General features: G+C 33.4%; 4 protein-coding genes. All 4 read left to right on the forward strand.

The features are described from left to right. Window positions 1–630, forward strand: a 630-nt coding sequence (locus WKI42_RS09560) for a carbohydrate ABC transporter permease (protein ID WP_368081802.1), incomplete at its 5' end; no start/stop codon positions are given. A gap of 9 nt (window positions 631–639) precedes the next feature. Next, the gene (locus tag WKI42_RS09565; protein WP_000792259.1) at window positions 640–2,205 is read left to right on the forward strand and encodes an extracellular solute-binding protein; all 1,566 of its coding nucleotides are present in this window, start codon (window positions 640–642) and stop codon (window positions 2,203–2,205) included. A 204-nt stretch (window positions 2,206–2,409) separates the two neighbouring features. Beyond that, window positions 2,410–3,054, forward strand: coding sequence for a YesL family protein (locus tag WKI42_RS09570; protein WP_368081803.1), 645 nt, complete (start codon window positions 2,410–2,412; stop codon window positions 3,052–3,054). Then, the coding region (locus WKI42_RS09575; RefSeq protein ID WP_368081804.1) for a TIM-barrel domain-containing protein at window positions 3,051–4,147 on the forward strand (1,097 nt) is incomplete at its 3' end. The genes WKI42_RS09570 and WKI42_RS09575, both read left to right, overlap by 4 nt.

The raw sequence follows: 4,147 nt of genomic DNA on the forward strand, positions 1-4,147 counted from the left end.
ACCTTAGTTGCTTTAGTAGTCAATATTCCAGCTGGTTATGCTTTATCTAGAAAAGAATTAGTTGGTAGAAAATGGATGAGTATTCTATACATAATCCCTATGTTCGTATCAGGTGGCTTGATTCCTACCTACTTAACAGTAAAAAATGTTGGCCTAATTGATACATTTTGGGTAATGGTAATACCTTTTGCGGTTTCATCATACAATATTATTGTTGCTAGAACTTTCTTTAATAATAGTATTCCAGACGGGATGTGGGAGGCTGCGCAAATTGATGGCTGTGGTACAATTCGTTATTTTATTAAAATAGTTGTTCCGTTATCAAAAGCTATTATAGCAGTTATTGGACTTTGGACTGCAGTTGGTATTTGGAATTCGTGGTTTAATGCTTTAATTTATTTAACGAATGAAAATTTACAGCCATTGCAATTAATTTTACGACGTTTACTAATTAGTAATCAGATGTTACAATCGCAAGCAACAGGAGAAGTGGCATCAGATCTTCGTATCAAAGCAGATATGATGAAATATGCAGCAATTGTTATTTCAACCGCTCCGATAATGTTGCTATATCCCTTTGTTCAAAAATATTTTAATCAAGGCGTAATGATTGGCGCCTTGAAAGAATAGGAGAAAAACATGAAAAATAAATCATTTACATATTTGTTCTTAGGAACAGTTACACTTGCTGGCTTAACAGCCTGTGCAAATTCTAATAATGCGAATAAGGACGATAAGTCTGGAGAAGATTCTTATAAAATCACAACTGTTCGTTGGTCTGACTGGGGAGAAGATTATCACAAAGGTTTTCTAACAGATTCTGCCAAGGAAGCAGGTATTGATGTTAAATGGGATACACTTGTAGCTGCAGATTGGGCAGATAAGAAATCTGTGTTGGTTGCTAGTGGAGATTTACCAGATGCATTTTTAGGTTCAAATGCTTTTACAGATTCAGAAATTGCTCAGAACCAATCTTTATTTATTCCATTGGAAGATTTAATCAAGGAAAACATGCCAAATTTAACTAAGGCTATGGAGAAAGAACCTAAGATTAAAGCGATGATTACTTCACCAGATGGTCATATCTACAGTCTACCTAAAAAATTACCGATGCGTCCTACAGTAGCTAATCAGCTATTTATTAATAAAAAGTGGCTGGATAATTTAGGATTAAAGGTTCCAGAAACTTATGATGATTTAGTAAAAGTACTACAAGAATTTAAGGATAAAGATGCGAACGGAAATGGAGACGCTTCTGATGAAATTCCATTCGGAGCAGGAAACTTTGATCCAACATTCTCATATATTCTTCCGTTCAATAATCGTTTAGGTGCAGATAATACGTATGAAATGTCTGTAAAAGATGGGAAACCAGTCTACCTTCGTACAGAAGAAAGTTATAAACAAGGGATTGCAGCAATGCACGAATCTTATAAAAAAGGTTTGATTGATCCGGAAATCTTTACAGAAGATACCTCTATGAGTGTAGCAAAACGTATGGATAAGGGAGTATCTAGAGTAGGTGTTTCTAGTGGTTGGACAGCAGATGCAACGTTTGGCTTACATTCAAGTGAGTATATTGCTCTACCTGCTTTAAAAGGTATGGATGGTAAACAATATGTCTTTTCTGATCCAGATCATTACAACTACGGTCGAAATGAAATTTTGATTACAAATAAGAGCAAAAACCCTGCTAAATTATTGAAATGGTTGGATAAATTATATACAGATGAAGCAAGTATTCAGAATTTCTATGGATCATTTGGAATAGCTACTGAAAAGAATGGTGATAAGTTTAAAGTGTTACCTCCTAAAGATGGTAAATCAGCTGATGAATGGGCATGGATTAATTCACTTCGAGATTTTGGTCCTAAATACGTAAGCGATGATATCAATAGTCGCGTAGAAATCGATCAAACACAAGGTGATGGATTGAAATTGAAGATGGACCAAGATTTGAAACAATTTGCGTTGCCAGCTTACCCTAATGTGATTTATTCACAAGAAGAGCTTAACAAATTATCATCAATCTATGTGAGTATTGAATCTTATGTCAAACAACAAGCATCTAAATGGGTAGTTGAAGGTGGCATAGAAAAAGAATGGGACTCATACAAAGAAACTCTTAAGAATATGGGATTGGACGAATTTATGAAGATTCAACAGGAAGCATATAATCGTTACCAAAAAGAAGTAAAAGAGTAATACTTTATATGAACTCTTGGTTGTATGAACAAGGGACTAGCTAATTACAGGAAGCGAGACTGATAACGTCAAATTATCTCGCTTCCTTTATTCTAATTTTTAAAGAAATTTGGCAATATTTTTTAAATAATTTAGGTAATATTTTTGTGCAACTGACATTCTAAAATATAGAGTTAAGACGATTGATTTTATGGAGAATATATTATGCAAAAATTATTTTCATTAGATGGAAAAGTGGTTAGAATTTTAACTTTTTTGACAGATTTAATTATTTTAAATACTCTATTTATTGTTAGTTGTATTCCAATAGTTACAATTGGGGCATCACTAACTTCTCTTACGACAATGTGGTATCGTATTTTAAAAGGTAAGGATACCGATATTACTTATCATTATTTTCGGATCTTTAGACAAAATTTTAAACAATCAACTTTTATTTGGTTGTTTATCCTCCTAATAGAATTACTTTTATATGTGAACTATTGTCTTTGGGGCTATTCAAGTTTATTTTCAGAGTATAGTTTATTGTTAGTGTTGCCCTTTTTATTTGTTATAATACTTTTGATGAGTGTTATTTTTACCTATATTGGTCTATTTAAAGATAATCTAAAAAATAGTATTGTAAATAGCGTATTAATTTGTATTTTAAATCCAATACAAGCTATCATGTTGGTTTTATTTAATATTTCTGTACTGTATATGAGTTTTAGTAGTCCAGAACGAGTTTTAACAGCTATTTACGTATTTACATTTGGGGGATTTGCTTTTTGCGGATTGATGAATGTAACGATAACAAATAAAATGTTTGATAAGGTAAAGAAATTTACTAAAAGGAGGAAAACAAAGTGAAAATTTTTAAGGGAGAGTTTTATCGAATCTCTGTATTAACAGACAAGCTAGTAAGGTTAGAATACTCTCAAACTGGAAGTTTTGAGGATAGAACGACACAACTTATCTATAATAGAGATTTTGGCCAAGTTTCGTTAGATTATATCGAGACATCAAACGTACTAGATATTATGACGGACTATTTTCATCTGCACTTTAATAAAGGAGAATTTAACGCCGAAAATTTATTTATAGAATTAAAAGGAAATTTTGCCGTATATGGTAGTCGCTGGTATTTTGGTGAATCTATTGAAACGTTAAAAGGAACAGCTCGGACTCTGGATGAGGCAGATGGAGCAATCTCGTTAGAAGATGGAATTATTAGCCGAAATGGTATAGCCTTATTGGATGATTCTCAAGGATTTATTTGGGATGAACAGTCTGGTTATATTGAGAGAGAAAATCAAATTGATCTCTATTTCTTTGCCTATGGGCATGATTATAGAGGAGCAATCAGAGACTTTTACCATTTGACGGGTTCAACACCCTTGTTGCCAAGATATGCTTTAGGCAATTGGTGGAGTAGATATTGGCCTTATACGTCGGATGAATACTTGGATTTAATAGACAGATTTGAAACAGAGAACATTCCATTATCTATCGGTGTGTTAGATATGGATTGGCATATAACTGAAATTCCAGCTCGTTTTGGAAGTGGCTGGACAGGATATAGTTGGAATAGAAACTTAATACCTAATCCAGAACAGTTATTGCAACAACTTCATGATAGAAAGTTAAAACTCTCCTTAAATGTCCATCCTGCTGATGGTATACGGGCTTATGAAGAAGCTTATCCTCGAGTCGCAAAACGATTGGGGTTAAATGTAGAACTAGAAGAACCTGCTATTTTTGATTTTTTTAATCCATCTTTTAGAGAAGCCTACTTTAAAGATGTTCATTATGAGCTAGAAAAGCAGGGAGTAGATTTTTGGTGGATTGACTGGCAACAAGGGACTCAAGGTGTCTTGGATCCACTGTGGCTTTTAAACCATTATCACTATCAGGATAGTTGTAAAAATGCAGAAGGTGGTTTGATTTTATCAAGATATGCAGG

It is taken from the genome of Streptococcus pseudopneumoniae, assembly GCF_038148935.1.
GTDB classification, from domain to species: Bacteria; Bacillota; Bacilli; order Lactobacillales; family Streptococcaceae; genus Streptococcus; species Streptococcus pseudopneumoniae_U.